A 518-nucleotide genomic window follows, 5' to 3' on the forward strand; every position below is an offset into this window, starting at 1 on the left:
CTGGCCCGAGACTTCCGGCAGTCGGTTCCGCTCGGCCTCGACAAGGAGGCAGCGTCCGGGATCATGCGGGACTACACCGCCTGGCTCTCCGAACGATACGGCACGGTCGCAACGGCAGCCCTTCACCGGGACAATGCGGTCGATGCGTTCGGCAACACCAAGACCGCCGAACAGCAGGGCTACCACATCCACGTGTTCATGCCTGATCGCGCGCTGGGTGATGACGGCTTGCTGGGTCCGAAGTTGCGCGACCTCGGCAATCCCAAGACCTCCTGGAAGGAGATCGAGGCGTGCCGGGAACACTGGGCCGACCTCTGCAACACCTACTCCATCCGCCACGAGCTGGGGAAGGAGTTCGATCACCGCAGCCACCTCAAACGTGGCGACGGCATCGAGGCAGAACAGACCTTGGGACGGGTCGCGGTTGCCATGGAACGCCGCGGGGAACACACCGACCGCGGCAACATCGTCCGGGCGCAGCGGGAGGATCGGGCCATCCTCGCGCAGACCCACACCCC

At 65.8% G+C, this 518-nt stretch carries 1 protein-coding gene; it reads left to right on the plus strand.

Going from position 1 to position 518, the window contains the following annotated elements:
- On the plus strand, positions 1-518 hold a 518-nt coding region (locus tag V8683_RS31395), incomplete at both ends, for a MobA/MobL family protein (protein WP_462880758.1).

The sequence above is a fragment of the Paraburkholderia sp. AV2 genome (genome assembly GCF_054968425.1).